Genomic DNA, 17,330 nt, shown 5'->3' on the forward strand with positions numbered 1-17,330 from the left:
TTGCGGTAAATAGAAGGGGCATATTTCAAGCTGAAAAATAATATATTTTTGGGCAGGAATATTCAGAAAAATTATTGAATGCTTAATTAAATTGCTTAGGGTGAAAATTGATGTTAAAGACGGCGAGGATGTGAAGGAAAAATGGGCGACAAGGAAACGAAAACTGAAACTGAAACTGAATCCGGTTACCGGGTTGTTTATGAAAAATATTGGCAGGATATCAAGAAACGCGACCCTGACGAAATCACCGCTGTACGGGCTGTTTCATACAGTAGCGACACTCATCAGTTCAATGTAATCTTCTTTGACGAGGAGTATATCGCGGATAGCGTTAAAGAGACAATTTGCCGCAAAGCAGACGGACATGTCCCTGATGTGGTGGCGACGATTGTTATCCTTAATTACTTGGCTTTTTCGCAGCCGTTGCCGGAATCCTCTCCGAGATGGGTTAGCGTTAAAGAAATACCGGGCGGAATGATATTTTATACAGCGTTTCATAAAACGGCTATCTCAGTGGTCATCGAGGCGTTCGGACATCAGGCTGGTCGATTAATGACAGCAGCACGCTCCTTGGGCGGTCAAGCGGGTCCCTTTGGCGATACATCCGTAGTGTTCAGAGCATTTCCGGAAGTACCTTTGTGTGTTATTGTTTGGGAGGGAGATGACGAAGTCAAGGCCAATGCTACTATCCTTTACGATCCTTCCATAGAGTTCCTGCTGCAGAGCGCGATCTGTATCGATCTTGGCATATACTTAGCTGCTCAGCTGAAGCGGTTAATACAATATTCGTAAATTACAATCACTTAAACTCTCAAAACAACGTTTGAGGGTGTTGTATAAGTTGGCAGAGATCAGCTTTGGTTTATTCAACAACATTCAGTCAGCTCTGGCCGGTGCCGAATTGCCCACCGCCCTAGGAGCACCGGTGCCTGTCGAATCAGAAAAAGCTATCCCCTACACTATAAAAGTGTGGGGCGATTTTTTGGGTACCAGTCAGAAAGTATAAAATTTTGGGTGGCATAACTGATAACGTCACAATTGAGAAATTGGGATTATAACTGGCGAGAAGAAGGATCTGATTCCATATGGAGAGTGTGGCAAGTGGCTGGAGGAGTCGGTGGATTTCTCCCAGAGCAGGGCTAATAAACTGATGCGTATCGTCAATGAGTAGGGAGCCGGACAGATTACCTTCTCAAATTCGGATCCGGATCCGAATTTGAACTACAGCCAGGCTGTGCTTCTTCTAGGGATCCCAAAGGAGGAACGGGCGCAATTCATCCTCGATATGGATATCGAGGGAATGACCAAACAGGAACTCAGGCAAGCTCGTCCCGGCGGAGATGCGCAGTAAGGAATGTTGAATTGAAAGGAACACTGCATGGCCAGTAATATAAAAAGGATGCAGAATGGGCTGAAGCAAAAAAGAAATGCAGACTGAACGACGAAACTATACGCATCGCTGTGAGGAACAGAGCCCTTGAAGTTTAACCTTTGGCTAGGAACAAATCAGGCCGCCTCGTTTTTAGAGGCGGCCTGAACCCTGTGAATAGTCAGGGATAAGTTTCATCTTTTCCTGGAAGATTATGCTATAATAGTTGCAACAGGTTGTCGAGGGACGGTTAGGGTGGTAGGATGATCTCAATGGTTGAGGCGATGTATCTTATGATTGCATTTGCGACACTCATTGTTATGATCATGAAAAAGAAATAACCGCCCCTGGCAAGGTTTGCGGTTATTTCTTATAACCCCTAAATCCGGCTAACCGTTCGGTTAGACAATCTGCCGGGTTGGCGTGCTCGCAACACGTCAGTCCTTATTTGATATTATATCCTAGATTGTAAAATATGAAAATGGTTACTCTTCCAAAAATAACACCTTCATTGTAAAATGGAACCATAGTCTAGTCGGTTTTTAAAAGGTGAATTAGAATTTGAATCAGCCAACACAATGTTTCTTAAGCGTCGAGGAAAGGTGTGTGACTAAAAATGGAAGACAGAGTACTATCCACTTTAAATCATATTTTACAAAGGAAGAAGAGAAAGATAACCCTGGAGAGCCGTTTGCGGGAAGACTTATTTGTGGATTCTATAGATATGTCGATGATTATTGGAGATCTGGAGGATGAATTCGAGATAACCATTACTGATGACGAGTTTGCAAATGTGGTTACCGTCAATGATATTGTAGAAAACCTGAGAGCTAGAGGTTTATCCGATTACCGATCGATTATATATTCGGTGTGATTTCTTCCACCATATAGTTTCACAGATGCAATTCGGGCTGTAAAACGAAATAGTGACTAATATTGAGCATAAAAAAATAAGCAACGCGGGACAACTTTTGTCTCGCGTTGCTTTTAAGGCAGGGATTTCTTCAATGAAGACTGATAATCATTGTATAGGTTTGCTGTGGATAAATCTGTAAAAACACGGAATTAAAAATGGCTTTAGAGAAGAGAAAGTTCATGGAAAGAAGATTACTATAACTATTAATCCAATGTCTTGATAGTAAATGTATCATCCGCATTGAATATTAGTCGATACCTTTCATTAAGGTCGTAAAAAATAATCAGAGAACTATTAAGCCCTACAGGTTCACACGTACTTCTGTGAAAAAACTCCTTTTTCAAATAAATAATTGCGTCGTCATTTTCAGACGTTGAATAAATCCTTATATCAAGATCATCCAATTCAACTGCAAATGTATCGTTATTCTCATTAAGGCTTAACAAATGCTCACAAATGAGTTTTTCCCTGATTTCTTTCAGGTCATTTTTAATAATCTTCATCTAAAATTACCTCCTTGAGTTTTTATTAATTCTACCCAAAGAAGCAAAAATTAATTATATTTTGTCATAGCTTCACAAATCCATTATTTGTACATTCTTCTTGGTTATAGAGTCTCAGTTTCCATGATCTTGGGCTTGGACTGACGAATATGAAAGTGATTGTGCTGCAGCTTTAAAGTATGCAGCGTCCCGCAAACCAAGCATTCTTTATGTTCACCGTCTTTGAAGTGCATTTCCCCGATATGCCTGCCGCAGCAGGTTACTTCAACGCTGATGATTTTGCCGCCATTATGGAAATTAACGCGGTAGTCATTAATTTTACCTTCGTTCTGAAAGTCCATAATTTTTTCACCCTTTCATATATTGTTTGGCTACCCCAAATATAGCTTTAGTTTTTCTCTCGCTCTTCTTCCGGAACACCTAAGAGGATAAGGGTTGGGAGTATGTTAAATTGTGCAACGTTGCATAATTTGCATGAGTCTGGCGGCGGTGCTTTGGGAGTAACTGAGTAAGCATACGCTTCAGTCAGACACCGGCCTATCTCAACGGCGTTGCCATAACTATATAGATAGACTATGTGGCCGGGCCTTTGTAGATGACTTTTAGATGGGGTACTGCTTCAGGTTTATTTATAAGGTACCTGTAAAAAACGTTGACTTGATTATTCGAGGAGCTATCCTTTTCCGTTTCGATTTTGGCTCTCAAACTTATGTTCCTCACTGTCCCAAGGTTGTCGAACTTAATTAGATTAGGAAGCTTTTTTACGGTTGATTCCGACTTCGCTTCTATTAGCTTCTCGCTGCTGCCGATATGCCAGTTTGATTCCTTGATCAGACCTTCATCAAGTTCTGACGTGTAAACAAGAGAGCAGTGCTCTACTTCCAGTGTTCCCGGCGTTTGATTCAGCGAGGGTTGGGGAATTTGAATTCGTGGTTTGGAAGTGGAATTTAAACAGTTGTTTAAAGGAAACAAATCAGGCCGCCTCGTGTTATGAGGCGGCCTGAGCCATGGAATAGCCTGAGATAAGTTTCATGCTTTTGTCTGGAAGATTATGCTATAATATTTGCAGCAGGTTGTCGAGGGACGGTTGGCCACACCCTTTCAGAATGGGGGTGGTAGGATGATTTCAATGATTGAGGCGATGTATCTCATGATTGCATTTGCTACACTCGTTGTTATGATCATGAAGAAGAAATAACCGCCCCTGACCAGGATTGCGGTTATTTCTTATAGGCTGTAAATCTGGCCAACCGTTCGGTTAGACAATCTGCCGGGCTAGCGTGCTCGAACACGTCAGTCCTTATTTAATATTATATCCATAGATTGTAAAATATGCAACCAGCTCACATATTGGAGTGAGTTTAAGTTAACTTTGTCGAGCTAATTGAATTGTTTGGATGATTGTTAAATTATGATATTCTAGATTTGTATAAATGAATAGAGCTTACACTTAATAAAAGAAGGTAGAACTAATGAATACAAGACTTACAATCCGTCTGGCAACTGAGGCGGATGCCCGAGAAATTCTGGAAATATATGCTCCCTATGTAAAGAATACGGCAATCTCTTTTGAATATGATATTCCCTCTCTTGAAGAATTTGCTGAAAGGATTAATAATACCTTAAAAAAATATCCCTATATAGTTGCGTTAGACAGCAATCGGATTATTGGTTATGCTTATGTTTCCGCATTTAAAGAGCGAGTTGCCTATGATTGGGCTGTTGAAACTACTGTCTATATGAGTCAGGATTGTCAAGGGAAAGGGTTAGGCAAAAAATTATATTTAGCTTTGGAAGAAATATTGAAAAGGCAAAATATCCTTAACTTGAATGCCTGTATAGCCTATGCATCGACTGAGAATGCCTATCTTAGCAATGCCAGTACATATTTTCATGAGCGTTTAGGATATAAGAAAGTCGCCCATTTCACAAAATGCGGATACAAGTTTGGAAACTGGTATGACATGATTTGGATGGAGAAAATTATCGGAGAGCATTCTGCTAATCCCAAACCGGTGATTCCAATTACAGAATTGCCCGAACTACCCTTCTAAATTAAAGTCCCTTACAGCCCCGCGGGACAGACTTTAGCCCAGTCAATTTGGAAGTTTATCGAGGGAAGGTGGCAAATTGTCTTTCACCAAGGGGCCAGAACAATGGAGTCCTGCAAGGAATGAGAAACAAATCAGGCCGCCTCGTGTTGTGAGGCGGCCTGAACCTTGGAATAGTCAGGGATAAGTTTCATGCTTTTGTCTGGAAGATTATGCTATAATAGTTGCAACAGGTTGTCAAGGGACGGATAGCCACACCCTTTAGAGAAAGGGGGTGGTAGGATGATCTCAATGGTTGAGGCGATGTATCTCATGATTGCATTTGCAACACTCATTGTTATGATCATGAAGAAGAAATAACCGCCCCTAGCCGGATGGCGGTTATTTCTTATAATCTCTAATTCGGGCTAACCGTTTGGTTAGATAATCTGCCGGGCTGGCGTGCTTGCAACACGTCAGTCCTTTTCTTATATTATACCCATGAATTGTAAAATATGCAACCGGTTCACATATGGAAAGGCTACAAAGAGGGAACGATTACTTACTTCAGTAACGGTCAGCAATGCAAGGAAGATGAAGGAGGCGTTGCTGTTTGTTATATACAAAACGGAAAATAATTAAAAATGACTAGACTAAACAGGGACAGTGAACTCGTTCAGCTAAAGCTGAACATCGGGGCTTCGGTAGGGGATTCTACCCCCACCGAAGTAGAAATCGGAACACCCACTTAAAGAAGTGGGAGTCTCGGAATTGATAAACAGAATTTTTTATAGCTCATAACTCTTCACCTTGTGTTCCAGTTGGTTGTGTTGTCTATGGAGAGCCCACGGCTAGCCATCAGGTGGAGGCAGCTGCTTTTGTCCTGGCAGACCGCGTACTCATTGCAGGTGTTGCAAATATCCCCTGGGGTGATCATCCAGACCCTAGCCAGGGCCACGTTACAGTTCGATGCCAGAGATGATGTAACCAATTGTAGCAATTCATCGACCGAACGCTGCTGTGCCATCTGTAGAAGCAATAGCTGAAAGCTTTCGAAATCCAAATTGAAGTTATTTTGAGTCATAGGGCACCTCGGCGATTTTTTTTAGGAATTTGCTTTTTTATGATGAAAAAACTACATGAAAAAGATGAAAACCGCCCTTGCTGTGGGGCGGTTTTACGTTGTAGTCTACGGGTTAGTTGTTTGATTGTATATTTTAATTAAGATAAAACGAAAGCAGCAGATGTAACCTTATATCATAAGTATCCAAGTCAATATCAGTTAAGTCATTAATCCTTGAAAGTCTGTATTTTAATGAATTCTTATGGATGGAGAGGATATTTGCTGTTAATGTGTAATTTCGTTCATTTTCAAGAAAATTTTTTAGTGTCCCGGAAAGATCAGAGTTCGTATCTTTATCGTATTTTTGCAGTATTTTAATTGCAGGGTGTTTGATATCAGTTTGGACATTCTGTTTAATTATGTCAAGCCCATAGGCAACAGCGTGATCGGAACATTCGTTCAGACTGCCAGATTCCTGACTTCCGTATTTTGCGGCAACTATTGTTTGCTCAAAATAGAGTGGTGCTTGGGCAGTATCATTAAAGATGTAACTGATTCCGCAGAAACAATCGCTGGGTTCGGTTATCTCTTTAAATTTTCGCCTAAAATCAGATTTATTCATTAATGCAAGATTGCAAATGACCACGATCCAATCTTTATAAAAAACACCTAAACAGGCAGGAAACCAATTTTCTATACGTCTTGTAAGCGTTAGCATGATATCTTTTTTTATTATGCAATTGATACTTACAATCATTTTATCATCCGAAGGATCCCATCCAATAGCCTGAAAATGTTGATTTATGGTTGATTCTGTTCCGGGGCGTCCGTTAAGTAAATCGAGAAAGAATTGTTGATAGGATTTAAATTCGTTCTGTGTTTTGTTGCAGCTAAGCCACGATTCGAGAGTCCTGGCATAAGCCGAAAAAATATCCATCCGGCCTTGGGTGTTAGGATGATTTCGTTCCAGCATAGATATCCAGCCTAAATGTTGGTTATTACAGACAAGATTTGCGCAGATAAGTCTGCAGGGCAACAGCTTGCTGTCAATGATGTAGGCGTCCTTTCTGTTTACTTCACGTATCCTGCTGTCCCGATTTATCTCCATAATTATGTCAAGCTGCTGCATTGCTTTATTACGCAGCATATCCTTATAAAAATCACCGGACATGTCCATGTTCGCAGGTATACTTAACGTAATATTTGAATAACCGGGATCAGCCATCGAAATTATTTCGTCAAAGAAATTCCTTGCGCAATCTATAAGATACTGCAGTGAACAACCACTCGTAATACTTTCCTGCAGTTTTTCAAACCAGTCATTATAATAATCAAATGCGTTTAATATATCAGTTAACACTTGCTCTATGTCTTCTGTTTCAAGAAAAATCATATCTTGTCCGTTAACACAGATTACCTTATTTTCCTCGCTGCCCAGTATGTCCCTGGCGCGGCCAATATAAACATTTGATTTTTGGGTAGCTTTAGCGCAGGAAAACAATCTTACATTTTTAAGAACAGGATCTCCATGGATGATTCTTGTTTTTGGCTCATAATCTTTCAGCCAGTCAGACAAAATCCACATGCTTAATTTCATATACTTATCCTCTTGTTTTATCAATTTGTTACTTTGTTACAAATTGAAGTCTATACGTGCTTACTAATTCTATACTTTTGAATATAGTTTAGCGAATATCAACATGTTACCATTTTTATAACATTATGAAAATAACAAAATTAGTTTTAGGAGGTATTTGTAATGATGACCAAACGTGAAAATGCTTTAAAGGCGTATAGACATGAAACCCCAGATTATATTCCTTGTTTTTTGACGGATTTTTCAATGATCCAGTGTTGTCCTGATTTGGAACGCTACACAGGTATTACAAGAGGAAAAGATTATTGGGGATGCGATTGGACATTTGAACCGGCACCCATAAATGCGCCAATGCCGACACCTGGTGTTCATTTATTCGAAGATATCAGCGAGTGGCGTGATAAACTTAAATTTCCTGATCTTGAGGGGATTGACTGGGTGAAACAGGCAGATATTGATGTACATAGTGATTTTTTTGGTTTGCTGACAGGAAAAGGTATTACCCCCAATGAAGATGGTTCTTCAATTTATGATGAAGATAAAAAAGATCTCCTGCGATTGGCTATGATCTTAAACGGTCCGTTTGAAAGACTGCATGCTTGTATGGGATTTCAAAATGCCCTTATGGCGATAGCTGCCGAGCCGGAGGAGTGCCGCGAATATTTTAAAGCCATGGCAGATTGGAAAATAGAGTATCTTAAGAAAATAGGCAAATATTATGATTTGGATGTTATTATGTTTCATGATGATTATGGCACAAATGACAGAATGTTCATGTCACCTGATACCTGGAGGAAATTAATCAAACCGGAACTAGCAAGAATAGTCAAAGCTTGCCATGAAGCCGGGATGATCTATGAACATCACAGCTGCGGATTTGTTGAACCAATCATTCCGGATCTAGTTGAAATCGGTGTCGATGCCCTTGATCCTATTCAGGCATGCAATATAAATGCGGGGAAATTGAAAAAAAAATATGGTAATAAATTAACGTTTGTGGGCGGATTTAATAATCAAGACGCTTTTGAAAGATCGGATTCAACCCCCGAAGGGATAAAAGCAGAATACAGAAGAGCGGTTGATTTATTAGCTCAGGGAGGAAGCTATATAGCTTTTCCGATGGGTGTAGCTTTTGCTTCCTTTGCCGAACCTTTTATAGAAGAACATTTCAAATATGGAATGAGTTTTTACCAGAATCCTGCAAACAAATGAATTTGAAATATTCTCGTAAAAATAGACAAATAGGGAGGACTTAAGAAATGTCAAAGATTGAAGAAGTAAAAGCAATGTTAGAGGCAGGAAAAGCGAAACTCGTACCAGGTTTGGTACAGGAAGCATTAAATGATGGAAAGGGAGTGCAAGACATTCTTCAGGCAATGATTGCTTCCATGGGCGCCGTGGGTGACAAATTCTCCGCAGGGGAAGTTTACGTGCCTGAAATGCTGATGGCTGCGAAAGCTATGTCTAAGGGGGTCGAAGTATTGAAACCGTTACTCGTTGACGGGAGTGCCTCCACTTTAGGTACCTGCATTATTGGTACCGTTGAAGGCGATCTCCATGACATCGGTAAGAATCTGGTTGCCATGATGATCGAAAGTGCAGGATTTAAAGTGGTTGACCTTGGTGTAGATGTATCGGCCGCTAAATTTATTGAGGCCATCAAGGCAAATAATGACGTCACCTTAGTAGCACTGTCAGGGCTTCTTACAACAACCATGGTGGCTATGAAAGATTCCGTTCAAACGATCAAAGCCAGCGGATTGACAGGATTCAAGGTCATCGTCGGTGGCGCGCCTATATCCTCAGAATTCGCAGCAACAACTGGAGCCGATGGTTTTGCTCCCGATGCCGGTAGTGCCGCCGTAAAAGCCAAAGAATTGGTTATGGCTTAGGAAGATACAATAGACTAATTTGCGAATTTGAAGGGCGCCAATCAGATTTAAAACTGACTGGCGCCCTTTGAGCCGCCAAACATTGCATAACTGGAAAAGCCATAACCTATTGTAATATTGTCTGCCTTAAGCGTTATGGTGCTGTGTAAGCCTCACCCATCTTACGTTTCTTAAAATGTTATTTAAATATAGAAGGAAATGGAGGAATCATATGGAAATAATCCAGAAGGCAATTTTGAGGAGGAGAGGTTTCAGTGAAAAAAACAAAAGGGCTAATTAGTTCTATTATTATCTCAATGCTATTGATCATTAATTTTTGCACAATCGCTGGGGCTAGCAGCGGTACGAGGGTGGCGGACCTGAAGACGATTACTATTCTGCATACCAACGATACACATTCCAGGGTGGTTGAAGGAGAGTATGATGGGATCGGCTTTGCAAAACTTTCCACTATGTTCAAGCAGTTCAAAGCCCAAAACCCCAATACATTAGTCCTTGATGCGGGGGATACCTTTCACGGACAGACGGTTGCTACCCTAGTAAGAGGTGAGAGTATCGCTAAACTTATGAATATCATGGGCTACGATGCTATGACCCCAGGTAACCATGATTTCAATTATGGCTATCAGCGTTTACTGGAACTCGATGAGATCACCAACTTTCCAATCTTGAGTGCCAATGTGAAGACGGTTGATGGCACGCGAGTTCTGCCGCCCTATGTCATTAAGGAGGTAGAGGGTATCAAGATTGGTATTGTTGGTCTGTCCACCCCTGAGACGGCCTATAAAACCCATCCTAAGAATGTCGCGGGTCTTAAGTTCACAGACCCGGTGGAAGAGGCCAGAGTGATGGCAAGTGAACTTAAAGAAAAGGTGGATGTTATGGTTGTCTTAGGGCACCTCGGTATGGATCCATCTAGCCAGGACACGAGTATAAAACTTGCCCAGGCAGTACCTGAGATTGATCTCATTGTAGATGGTCACAGTCACACTACATTGAATGAGGGCATGATGGTCGGCAACACTCTGATTGTAAGTGCAGGAGAATATGATAAGAACCTGGGCACTGTCCAACTAACGTTTGAAGGAAATAAATTAATTGGCAAACAAGCTAAATTGGTCACCAAAGAAGAAGCTAAACAAACCTCAGACGATCAAGACGTTCTAAAGACTATTAACGGGATACTGGCTGAACATAAACTAATACTGTCTCAAGTTATTGGAAAAACCGCCGTCAAATTAGAGGGTGAACGGGAACGTGTCCGCAAGGGTGAGACTAATTTAGGTAACCTCATTGCTGATGCAATAATAAGTGAGTCTGGAGCGGACGTGGCAATTGTCAATGGTGGAGGGATACGTGCCAGCATTGAAGCAGGAACTATTACTAAGGGTCAAATTATTAACGTATTACCCTTTGGTAATTTTATCGTAACCAAGAAAGTGAAAGGTGCGGATATCAAGGCTGCTTTGGAGAATGGTCTAAAGAGTTATCCTGAGCTTAGCGGCGGCTTCCCCCACGTATCTGGCATTAAGTATACTATTGACCCCTCGAAGTCGGCTGGAGAGAAAGTGACTGGGATTATTTTTAAAGGGAACCCCTTAGATTTGAATCAAGACTATATATTGGCTATCAATGATTTCATGGCCAGCGGCGGAGATGGCTATACAATGCTAGCTGATGACGCAATTGTTAATGAATATCCAGCTTTAGACGAGATTGTAATAAACTACATTCAGGCTAAGCAAGTCGTAGAACCCCTAGTGGAGGGAAGATTTGTCGAGAAACAAGCCATTGGCATAGGGCCTACTATAGATCCAACCATTTATATCGTTAAGCCTGGTGATGTACTTTATCGGATTGCCAAGCAATTCGGTACGACTTGGCAAAAACTTCAGGAACTTAATAAATTAAAAAATCCTCACTTAATTTTTCCAGGGCAGAAGATTATCGTACCAGTACAATAAATAATAGTAGTGCTTTCCTCTATAGGAATCGAAACGGTCCACAATTCGGAAAATTGGCCGGCTCAGTGTGGAGAATTGGGAATGAGTTCTGATCCTGTTTAGTTGGACTCCAATGTTGCAGGCCTCTGATATCCGTGCAGGAAAAGAGAGGACGGCCGATACGGGTTTTAATATACTTTGATTGTGAGGTGATGGTATGGAATGGCTCAGTTGCCTGAATGAAGCGATAAACTATATGGAGGAACACCTGGAAGATGAAATCGATTTGGAGCGCGTCGCGCAGATCGCTCGCTGTTCCTCGTTTCATTTTCAGCGTATGTTTTCTTATCTTGCGGACCTACCTCTTTCAGAGTATATTCGCAGGAGAAAGATGACGAGAGCGGTATTCGATTTGCAAAACAGTGATGAAAAAATTATCCACATTGGGCTCAAATATGGATACGAATCGCCGACGGCTTTTAACCGTGCTTTTCAGAGCGTTCACGGTATGGCCCCGTCCGTGGCAAGGGCAGAAGGCGTTACGCTGAAAGCCTATCCACCCATCAGCTTCAAAATAACGATCAAAGGAGAGGCTGAGATGAACTACCGAATCGAGAAAAAGAGCCCATTCAAAATTGCAGGTGTCAGAGAGCATTATTCAATGAACATTGAAGACTCCTTCGCCAAGGTGCCACTGTTTTGGCAAAAGACTGCGCAAAGCGGCGTTATCCCGAGACTCTGCACCCTGATGAACCGAGAGCCGAAGGGCATCCTTGGAGTAAGCACGTGCATGAACGGTAAGGATTTCGATTATTACATTGCCGTGGCTACCGATCAGGAAACTCCAGAAGAAATGGCGGAGTATCATATCCCGGAATGCACATGGGCTATCTTTGAATGTATCGGGGCCATGCCCGAAGCTATACAAAATCTGCAAAAGCGTATTGTGAGCGAATGGCTGCCCAATTCCGGTTACGAATACGCCAATGCTCCCGATATCGAAGTCTATTTTGAAGGGAATCAACAGGCGGAGGATTACCGATGCGAAGTCTGGCTGCCCGTTGAAAAGAAGCAATAGCGGAATCAATGGAAAACAATAAATTGTGAATTAATGGACTCCAGAATGGGGTCCATTTAAAATTGTTCCTTTATCAACACAGTTCTTAAATATAGCCTAAAGTTAAAGCTAAACCAAACTTAGTTAGGGTCATGTTCGATCTTCACTCAAAAGACAACACTAATATGGGGCAGCCGAGGTGCCAAAAAGAGAATATTCGGGATGCTGGCAAGTATTCGTGTATACATTTGTTAATATGGCAAGAAGAACGGAAAAATAAAGTATAATAAATACATTAAATTTGTTTTTAACACAAAGAAAAGCCCTTGGTATCAAGTACCTTTGGCAAAGTCGAGTGTTTAAAAAAGTATGGAGGAAGAAATTTATGAGTAGTTTTAAAAGAGTGATGGTAGCCAATAGAGGCGAAATCGCGATTAGGGTATTTAGAGCTTGTAATGAGCTGGGAGTAAGGACTGTCGCGATATATTCCAACGAAGACAAATACTCCCTCTTCAGAAGCAAAGCCGATGAGGCTTATCTCATCGGTGAAGGAAGAAGTCCTGTTGACGCTTATCTAAATATTGAGGAAATCATCAGTCTGGCAATCAAAAAGGGCGTAGATGCAATCCATCCAGGATACGGCTTTTTGTCAGAAAACCCCGAATTTGCCAAACGTTGCGAACAGGAAGGTATCGAATTCATTGGACCGACTGCAGAGATGATGGACTCGCTGGGCGACAAGATCAAGTCAAAGATTGTCGCTAAGAAAGTCGGAGTCCCGATTATTCCGGGTTATGAGAAGGATATTAAAACTGTGGCTGAGGCAAGAAGGCACGCGAAAGAATGCGGTTATCCTCTGATGCTTAAGGCGACTGCCGGAGGCGGCGGAAGGGGAATGCGGATCGTCAGAGACGAAAGTGAGCTGGAGTCTGGCTTCTTAGGCGCTAAAAGCGAGGCGAAAAAAGCCTTTGGCATTGATCATATTTTTATGGAAAAATTCATTGAAAAACCCAAACATATCGAAGTACAAGTCCTCGGGGACAAGTATGGCAATATAGTACACATGTTTGAAAGGGACTGTTCAATCCAGAGACGGCATCAGAAGGTCGTGGAGTTCACACCTGCCTTTTCCATCCCTCAGGAAATTAGAAATAATATCTATCAGGACGCTCTGAAGATTGCGAAGGCTGTAAAATACAGAAACGCCGGAACCCTTGAATTTCTGGTAGACAACCAGGGAAATTATTATTTCATTGAAATGAATCCGCGGATCCAGGTTGAGCACACGGTTACAGAGATGGTTACGGGAATAGATATCGTCCAGGCACAGATCCTGATCGCCCAAGGATACGCCTTGAATTCTCCTGAGATTGGGATAAACTCTCAGGAGGATATCATGCTCAATGGGTATTCCATTCAATGCAGAATCACGACAGAGGATCCCGCGACTAATTTCGCTCCTGACACTGGGAAGATCGAATCCTACAAAACGGGCTCGGGATTCGGGATCAGATTGGACGGCGGAAGCGGATTCAATGGCGCTGAAATCAGTCCCTATTATGATAGCCTCCTCGTCAAGAACATCTCCTGGTCCAGGAGTTTTCAGGATGCCATCAAGAAATCCATCCGATCTATAACGGAGACACAGATTACCGGGGTCAAGACCAATATGGGATTTTTGATCAACGTTCTCAATCACCCGCAGTTTCTGAACGGAGAATGCCATACCGGTTTCATCGAGGAAAATCCTGACTTAATCTCCCTTACCCAGAAATCGGATGATGAAAGCCGGCTTCTGAAATTCCTCGGCAATGTGGTAGTTAATGAGACGAGGGGGTTAAAGCAGGATTATGACGTTCCCAAGGTACCCAAAACCGAAGGTATCAGTCTGAACGATCTGAGTGGGACCAAGCAGATCCTTGATGCTCAAGGTGCTGAAGGGCTTGTCAACTGGATAAAATCTCAGAAGAAGGTATTGCTTACTGACACGACTATGCGGGATGCCCATCAATCGCTGATGGCGACAAGGATCAGGACCAAAGATATGGTTAAGATTGCCAAGGCAACTTCAGCCTACGGCAAAGATCTATTTTCTCTTGAAATGTGGGGGGGCGCAACCTTTGACGTGGCCTACAGATTCCTCAAAGAGTCTCCATGGGCAAGGCTGGAACTGCTGAGGAAACGAGTCCCCAATATCCTCTTCCAGATGCTCATAAGAGGAGCGAATGGGGTAGGCTATAAGAACTATCCGGACAATGTCATCAGAGAATTTATTAAAGAGTCAGCAGTCACGGGCATTGATGTCTTTAGAATCTTCGACTCTCTAAATGAGCTGAGAGGCATGGAACTTTCTATCGAGGAAGTCTTAAAGAACGGGAAGATCGCTGAAGCCTGTATTTGTTATACGGGAGACATCCTCGACAGTAAGAAGGAAAAGTATAACTTAGATTACTATATCAAGCTTGCGAAAGAGATAGAAAAAACCGGTGCCCATATTCTGTGTATAAAAGACATGTCGGCCCTCTTAAAGCCTCATGCGGCCTATAAACTGGTCAGCACCTTGAAAAACGAGATCGGTATTCCCATTCATCTTCATACCCACGACACTACAGGTAATGGGGTGGCAACCGTACTCATGGCTGTGGAAGCGGGGGTAGATATTGTGGACACTGCGTTTAATAGCATGTCAGGACTTACCAGCCAACCGGCCCTGAATTCCATCGCAGCAGCTCTTAAAAATATGGAAAGGGACACGGGAATTGATTTAAAAGGAATCCAAAAGGTGTCTGACTACTGGGAAGCAGTACGACCGGTTTATGGCAAATACGAGTCGGGCTTGAAATCGGGATCTGCTGAAATTTATAAGTATGAGATTCCCGGAGGGCAGTACTCCAACCTTAAGCCTCAAGTGGAAAGCTTCGGGCTTGGGCATAAATTTACCGAGATTAAGGAAATGTACAAGACAGTTAACGAGATGTTAGGGGATATCGTGAAAGTCACTCCGTCCTCGAAAGTCGTAGGAGATTTTGCCATATTTATGGTCCAAAATAACCTCACTCCAGAAAATATTTACGAGAAAGCAGAACATATGACCTTTCCTGATTCTGTCGTAGCTTATTTTAAGGGGATGATGGGCCAGCCCATGGGAGGTTTCCCAGAGAAACTTCAGAAGCTGGTCCTGAAGGGGGAAAAACCCATTACTGAGCGTCCGGGTGAACTGCTCCCAGATGAGGATTTTGACAAAATCTCTAATCACCTAAGGGATAAATTTGAGTTTGAACCAACTAAGAAGGATATCCTGAGTTATGCCTTGTATCCGGAAGTGTTTGAAGGATTCTTGAAAATTGTTGCCGAATACGGAGACCTGAGCAGGCTCGGGAGCGACGTGTTCTTCCATGGTCTACATGAAGGAGAGATTATCGAGGCTGAGGTCGCAGAAGGAAGGAGTCTAATGATCAAGCTCCGCTCCATTGGAAAGCCGGATCTGGAAGGATACAGAACTCTGGTGTTTGAAGTCAACAGGAATAGAAGAGAAATCAAAATCAAGGACAAGAACTGGAGCGACATCAACATTCTTAGCCAGTCCGGAGAATATAGTTTGACGGAGATGGCAGACCCTGACAATAAGAATGAGATTGGATCCACTATCCCAGGGACTGTGGTTACGTTAATGGTAAAAGAAGGAGATCAGGTAACCCAAAATCAAACCCTAGTGGTTGTCGAAGCTATGAAAATGGAAACAAGGATAACGAGTTCTATCTCAGGGGTTGTCAGGTCGGTAAATATTAAGGAAGGACAGCAGGTCAAGGCTGGAGAACTCCTTATTGTTGTCGAATAGCAACAACCCTTAGCTTAGCTCGTGCTTTGTTCGGAAAATTGCTTGTGAAGGAAACAGAGTTTGGTACAGCGGTCGGGATGGATTATAGACACTGAAGCCTACAGTGGACCGGAAGATCGGGCGGCCATAGTTATGGCAACCGAAGGACTAAAAGAACTGAAGTAATGTTTGGACCACCTGGGTATGCGTACACTTATGTTATGCATACCCATTGTAATTTCCTTTACTAGTGTGTTTCGTGCTGACAGGTGCCCTTTGACATTATTTTTGAAATATTCAGTGATCGGTAGAAGGAAAAGTAGAAAGTTCGGCGAATAAGATACTCAAGAATACCGGCATCCCCTGAAAAGGCAATATCTCAATAATTTCCGAGATAAAGCAAATCGATGAATTACTTACTTCAACGAAGTTATTGAAGAAAGTAGAGTGGAGGGTACCAACTTGAACAAATATTTTTTAAAAGAGTCCGAAGTAGTGTTATTGGTCATTGATATTCAAGACAAATTAATTCCTGTGATGAAATACGGCGAACAAGTTATTCAAAACATCAATACACTAATTTCCGCTGCCAAGAAATTAGGTGCTCCTATCATCGTCACAGAACAATACCCCAAAGGCCTAGGGAAGACCGTTTCAGAGGTAAGCAACAATCTCGAGGGATCGTTAACCTACGAAAAGTCTACCTTTTCAGGCTGTACCGGTGAGGTAACTTCGGCACTTAAGGGCCTGGGACGAAAGAAAATCATTATTACCGGAACGGAAACCCATGTTTGTGTTTTTCAAACGGTAAGGGATTTACTTGACAATGGTTATCAGGTTTTTGTAGTGCGTGATGCGGTGTGTTCAAGAACCAAGGAGAATTACTTAAATGGATTATCCCTGATGACATCTATGGGAGCAGTAGAGACTAACACAGAAACGGTATTATTTGATTTGATTAAGCAATCAGGTACACCTCTGTTCAAGGAACTCTCTAAACTGATAAAATAGAGGAGTAATGCACGTAGCCACAGTCCACTCCCAACACATTGTTGTAAGGAACAAAACAGGCCGCCTCGTTATGAGGCGGCCTGAGCCTGTGAATAGTCAGAGATATGATTTATCTTTTTGTTGGAATAGAGT

General features: G+C 42.1%; 14 protein-coding genes and 2 pseudogenes. 12 read left to right on the forward strand and 4 right to left on the reverse strand.

The annotated features are described in order from the left end of the window. Positions 1 to 141 precede the first annotated feature (141 nt). From BUB11_RS21975 to BUB11_RS21985, 4 genes and pseudogenes are all read left to right on the forward strand, one after another. On the forward strand, positions 142 to 792 hold the full coding sequence (locus BUB11_RS21975) for a DUF3786 domain-containing protein (RefSeq protein WP_073032286.1): 651 nt from the start codon (positions 142 to 144) through the stop codon (positions 790 to 792). Positions 793 to 841: 49 nt separating this feature from the next. After that, positions 842 to 1,006 (forward strand): hypothetical protein, encoded by a 165-nt coding sequence (locus tag BUB11_RS27660; RefSeq protein WP_159436963.1) that lies wholly within the window; start codon positions 842 to 844, stop codon positions 1,004 to 1,006. A 39-nt stretch (positions 1,007 to 1,045) separates the two neighbouring features. Beyond that, a pseudogene (locus BUB11_RS21980) lies at positions 1,046 to 1,327 on the forward strand (DUF3102 domain-containing protein); the annotation flags it as partial. Positions 1,328 to 1,985: 658 nt separating this feature from the next. Beyond that, positions 1,986 to 2,243 carry an acyl carrier protein gene (locus tag BUB11_RS21985; protein WP_073032288.1) on the forward strand — a complete coding sequence of 86 codons (258 nt, stop codon included), beginning with the start codon at positions 1,986 to 1,988 and terminating at the stop codon, positions 2,241 to 2,243. Positions 2,244 to 2,488: 245 nt separating this feature from the next. Here the strand turns inward: BUB11_RS21985 and BUB11_RS21990 are convergent, their stop codons facing one another. The 3 genes from BUB11_RS21990 to BUB11_RS28505 all read right to left on the reverse strand — a co-directional run bounded on the left by BUB11_RS21990 (position 2,489) and on the right by BUB11_RS28505 (position 3,760). Beyond that, positions 2,489 to 2,788 carry a hypothetical protein gene (locus tag BUB11_RS21990; protein ID WP_073032290.1) on the reverse strand — a complete coding sequence of 100 codons (300 nt, stop codon included), beginning with the start codon at positions 2,786 to 2,788 and terminating at the stop codon, positions 2,489 to 2,491. 104 nt (positions 2,789 to 2,892) lie between these two features. Next, positions 2,893 to 3,129 (reverse strand): hypothetical protein, encoded by a 237-nt coding sequence (locus tag BUB11_RS21995; protein WP_073032292.1) that lies wholly within the window; start codon positions 3,127 to 3,129, stop codon positions 2,893 to 2,895. A gap of 232 nt (positions 3,130 to 3,361) precedes the next feature. Then, positions 3,362 to 3,760, reverse strand: a complete 399-nt coding sequence (locus tag BUB11_RS28505; protein ID WP_073032294.1) for a hypothetical protein — start codon at positions 3,758 to 3,760, stop codon at positions 3,362 to 3,364. 500 nt (positions 3,761 to 4,260) lie between these two features. On the opposite strand from BUB11_RS28505, the gene BUB11_RS22005 reads away from it, so the two are divergent. Beyond that, positions 4,261 to 4,842, forward strand: a complete 582-nt coding sequence (locus BUB11_RS22005; protein ID WP_073032296.1) for a GNAT family N-acetyltransferase — start codon at positions 4,261 to 4,263, stop codon at positions 4,840 to 4,842. 1,193 nt (positions 4,843 to 6,035) lie between these two features. Here the strand turns inward: BUB11_RS22005 and BUB11_RS22015 are convergent. Further along, on the reverse strand, positions 6,036 to 7,478 hold the full coding sequence (locus BUB11_RS22015) for a PucR family transcriptional regulator (RefSeq protein ID WP_073032298.1): 1,443 nt from the start codon (positions 7,476 to 7,478) through the stop codon (positions 6,036 to 6,038). A 162-nt stretch (positions 7,479 to 7,640) separates the two neighbouring features. On the opposite strand from BUB11_RS22015, the gene BUB11_RS22020 reads away from it, so the two are divergent. The 7 genes and pseudogenes from BUB11_RS22020 (at position 7,641) to BUB11_RS22050 (ending at position 17,198) form a co-directional block, all read left to right on the forward strand. Beyond that, positions 7,641 to 8,690 (forward strand): uroporphyrinogen decarboxylase family protein, encoded by a 1,050-nt coding sequence (locus tag BUB11_RS22020; protein WP_073032299.1) that lies wholly within the window; start codon positions 7,641 to 7,643, stop codon positions 8,688 to 8,690. A 47-nt stretch (positions 8,691 to 8,737) separates the two neighbouring features. After that, a complete protein-coding gene (locus tag BUB11_RS22025) occupies positions 8,738 to 9,370 on the forward strand; it encodes a cobalamin-dependent protein (RefSeq protein ID WP_073032301.1) in 633 nt (210 codons plus the stop codon). 254 nt (positions 9,371 to 9,624) lie between these two features. Further along, the gene (locus tag BUB11_RS22030; protein WP_200797971.1) at positions 9,625 to 11,334 is read left to right on the forward strand and encodes a 5'-nucleotidase C-terminal domain-containing protein; all 1,710 of its coding nucleotides are present in this window, start codon (positions 9,625 to 9,627) and stop codon (positions 11,332 to 11,334) included. 196 nt (positions 11,335 to 11,530) lie between these two features. Continuing rightward, positions 11,531 to 12,391, forward strand: a complete 861-nt coding sequence (locus tag BUB11_RS22035) for an AraC family transcriptional regulator (RefSeq protein WP_073032303.1) — start codon at positions 11,531 to 11,533, stop codon at positions 12,389 to 12,391. Positions 12,392 to 12,755: 364 nt separating this feature from the next. Further along, the gene (locus BUB11_RS22040; RefSeq protein WP_073032305.1) at positions 12,756 to 16,208 is read left to right on the forward strand and encodes a pyruvate carboxylase; all 3,453 of its coding nucleotides are present in this window, start codon (positions 12,756 to 12,758) and stop codon (positions 16,206 to 16,208) included. Between the two features lie 161 nt (positions 16,209 to 16,369). Continuing rightward, positions 16,370 to 16,438 (forward strand): annotated as a pseudogene (locus BUB11_RS28510) (hypothetical protein); the annotation flags it as partial. Positions 16,439 to 16,649: 211 nt separating this feature from the next. Further along, on the forward strand, positions 16,650 to 17,198 hold the full coding sequence (locus BUB11_RS22050) for a hydrolase (protein ID WP_073032307.1): 549 nt from the start codon (positions 16,650 to 16,652) through the stop codon (positions 17,196 to 17,198). Positions 17,199 to 17,330 lie beyond the last annotated feature (132 nt).

The organism is Desulfosporosinus lacus DSM 15449 (assembly GCF_900129935.1).
Lineage (GTDB): Bacteria > Bacillota > Desulfitobacteriia > Desulfitobacteriales > Desulfitobacteriaceae > Desulfosporosinus > Desulfosporosinus lacus.

Bases quoted from the DNA above. Each gene is read 5' to 3' on its own strand.
- BUB11_RS21975 (WP_073032286.1), top strand. From the start codon at position 142: ATGGGCGACAAGGAAACGAAAACTGAAACTGAAACTGAATCCGGTTAC.
- BUB11_RS21985 (WP_073032288.1), top strand. From the start codon at position 1,986: ATGGAAGACAGAGTACTATCCACTTTAAATCATATTTTACAAAGGAAG.
- BUB11_RS21990 (WP_073032290.1), bottom strand. From the start codon at position 2,788: ATGAAGATTATTAAAAATGACCTGAAAGAAATCAGGGAAAAACTCATT.
- BUB11_RS21995 (WP_073032292.1), bottom strand. From the start codon at position 3,129: ATGGACTTTCAGAACGAAGGTAAAATTAATGACTACCGCGTTAATTTC.
- BUB11_RS22005 (WP_073032296.1), top strand. From the start codon at position 4,261: ATGAATACAAGACTTACAATCCGTCTGGCAACTGAGGCGGATGCCCGA.
- BUB11_RS22015 (WP_073032298.1), bottom strand. From the start codon at position 7,478: ATGAAATTAAGCATGTGGATTTTGTCTGACTGGCTGAAAGATTATGAG.
- BUB11_RS22020 (WP_073032299.1), top strand. From the start codon at position 7,641: ATGATGACCAAACGTGAAAATGCTTTAAAGGCGTATAGACATGAAACC.
- BUB11_RS22025 (WP_073032301.1), top strand. From the start codon at position 8,738: ATGTCAAAGATTGAAGAAGTAAAAGCAATGTTAGAGGCAGGAAAAGCG.
- BUB11_RS22035 (WP_073032303.1), top strand. From the start codon at position 11,531: ATGGAATGGCTCAGTTGCCTGAATGAAGCGATAAACTATATGGAGGAA.
- BUB11_RS22040 (WP_073032305.1), top strand. From the start codon at position 12,756: ATGAGTAGTTTTAAAAGAGTGATGGTAGCCAATAGAGGCGAAATCGCG.